Origin of the sequence: Rhodohalobacter sp. SW132, assembly GCF_003390325.1 — a bacterium.
Taxonomy (GTDB): domain Bacteria; phylum Bacteroidota; class Rhodothermia; order Balneolales; family Balneolaceae; genus SW132.
Map to the genome: position 1 here is coordinate 1 of NZ_QUOK01000041.1, position 283 is coordinate 283.

1 protein-coding gene is annotated in these 283 nt (G+C 56.2%); it reads left to right on the plus strand.

What is annotated here, in order from left to right; translation table 11 throughout:
* Nucleotides 1–283, plus strand: a 283-nt coding sequence (locus DYD21_RS21410; protein ID WP_147303675.1) for an IS3 family transposase, incomplete at both ends; no start/stop codon positions are given.

A 283-nucleotide genomic window follows, 5' to 3' on the forward strand; every position in this document is an offset into this window, starting at 1 on the left:
CGCCGCCTGGCAGAAGTCGGGCAGGCGGTATGGCTCGCCGAGGATCTACAACCAGTTAAGAAAAGACGGTTGCACGGCCTCCAGACCACGTATTGCCCGGCTGATGACCAAAATGGGCATTGCCAGCCGAATTCGAAAGAAGTGGGTAAAAACCACACATTCAACGCATGGATGGCCGGTGGCAGCAAACGTGCTGGACCGTAACTTTTCCCCGGAAGGACTTGGCCAGGTCTGGGTCAGTGACATGACCTACATTCGCGGCGAGCAGGGCTGGATGTATTTA